We start from the raw sequence: 2,173 nt of genomic DNA, 5'->3' as shown, positions 1-2,173 counted from the left end.
TACTCCTCGGATTCCTTGAATTCCTTGCGCTCCCGTTACTCCTCGGATTCCCTGGATYCCTTGTACTCCCGTTACTCCTCGGATTCCTTGTATTCCCTGCGCTCCTGTCACTCCTCGGATTCCCTGGATCCCTTGCGCTCCGGTTACTCCTCGGATTCCCTGGATTCCTTGCGCTCCSGTTACYCCTCGGATYCCYTGGATTCCCTGGGCACCCGTTACTCCTCGAACCCCTTGGATTCCCTGGGCACCCGTTACTCCTCGGATTCCCTGGATCCCTTGTGCTCCCGTTACTCCTCGGATTCCCTGGATCCCTTGTGCTCCCGTTATTCCTCGGATTCCTTGGATTCCTTGTGCTCCCGTTATTCCTCGGATTCCTTGGATTCCTTGTGCTCCCGTTACCCCGCGGATTCCCTGGATTCCTTGGGCTCCGGTTACTCCACGAACCCCTTGGATTCCTTGCGCTCCCGTTACTCCGCGGATTCCCTGGATTCCTTGCGCTCCCGTTACTCCTCGAATCCCTTGGATTCCTTGTGCTCCCGTTATCCCGCGAATTCCTGCGATCCCCGTGGCTCCTGTCGGTCCAGTGATTCCTGCTATTCCCGTTACTCCTGTCGGTCCGGTAATTCCTGCTATTCCCGTTGCTCCTGTCGGTCCAGTGATTCCTGCKATTCCCGTTACTCCTGTCGGTCCAGTGATTCCTGCGATCCCCGWRGCTCCTGTCGGTCCAGTGATTCCTGCGATTCCTGTTGCTCCTGTCGGTCCGGTAATTCCTGCGATCCCTGTTGCTCCTGTCGGTCCCTGTGCTCCCGTCGCCCCACCAGGAGGTCCTGTCGGACCTGGAGGTCCAGCAGCAAAGCCTGTTGCCCCACGCGGACCTGTCACACCTTGTGGACCTGTATCCCCAGTGACACCTGTTGCTCCAGTAGGTCCCGTTATTCCTGTTAGTCCTGTTGGTCCTGTTGGTCCTGTTGGTCCCGTAGCCCCCGCTGTTGCTATTTCAGTGTAGTCGGGAGAAGTTCCTGGATCACCTACCGGGGGTGCACTATTTACCACATAGGCACTTCCACCAAATGTTACAACTTGCCCCACTTCATAATTAGGTGCAGATAATGGATCAAATCCAACAACCCCCTCAAACCCTGTTCCTGTTGGGCCCGTTACTCCTTGGACTCCGGTCGCTCCTGTAATCCCAGTGACACCTGTTGGGCCAGTGATTCCTGTCCCTGTTGGTCCTGTCACTCCTGCTGGGCCCGTAACTCCTGTCGCACCAGCACCAGCTAACAATGTATAATCTCCTGAGGTTCCTGGTGTTCCCGTTGGTGGCGCACTATTCACTACATACGTGCTTCCTTCAAATGTCACCACTTGACCGACTGGATAGCCTGGTGCCGCTGCTGGATCAAATGCTACGATTCCTTCTAATCCTGCTCCTGTAGCTCCAGTCACTGTAGCTCCAGTCACACCTTGGATTCCGGTCGCTCCTGTAATCCCATTGACACCTGTTGGACCGGTGATTCCTACTCCTGTTGCTCCAGTTGGGCCTGGGATACCCGTAGCTCCCGTTACTCCTGCTGGTCCTGTAATTCCTGTCGCTCCAGCGGCTGCTAACAATGTGTAATCTGGCGACGTTCCCGGTGTTCCCGTTGGTGGTGCACTATTGACCACATAGGTGCTTCCTTCAAACGTGACACGCTCCAGCGGCTGCTAACAATGTGTAATCTGGCGACGTTCCCGGTGTTCCCGTTGGTGGTGCACTATTGACCACATAGGTGCTTCCTTCAAACGTGACAACTTGACCAACTGGATAGCTAGGCGCAGCTACTGGATCAAAGATGACCACTCCTTCTAATCCTACCCCTGTTGCTCCAGTTGGACCTGGTATGCCTGTCGCTCCTGTTACACCTGCTGATCCGGTAACTCCAGTCGCACCAGCGCCAGCTAACAATGTATAATCTCCTGAGGTTCCCGGTGTTCCTGTTGGCGGTGCACTATTGACCACATAGGCGCTTCCTTCAAATGCCACCACTTGACCGACTGGATAGCCTGGTGCCGCTGCTGGATCAAATGCTACGGTTCCTTCTAATCCTGCTCCTGTAGCTCCAGTCACACCTTGGATTCCGGTCGCTCCTGTAATCCCATTGACACCTGTTGGACCGGTGATTCCTACTCCTGT

The 2,173-nt window shown here is 55.4% G+C and carries 2 pseudogenes; both read right to left on the bottom strand.

From position 1 onward, the window contains the following. Positions 1–1,665: pseudogene (locus tag AZF04_RS20960) on the bottom strand (hypothetical protein); the annotation flags it as partial. A gap of 13 nt (positions 1,666–1,678) precedes the next feature. After that, positions 1,679–2,173, bottom strand: a pseudogene (locus tag AZF04_RS06715) (BclA C-terminal domain-containing protein); the annotation flags it as partial.

Source organism: Alkalihalobacillus trypoxylicola (genome assembly GCF_001590785.1).
Lineage (GTDB): Bacteria > Bacillota > Bacilli > Bacillales > Bacillaceae_D > Alkalihalobacillus > Alkalihalobacillus trypoxylicola.
Note: the sequence above shows the minus strand (reverse complement) of the source record. Positions and strands in the feature narration are given on the sequence as shown.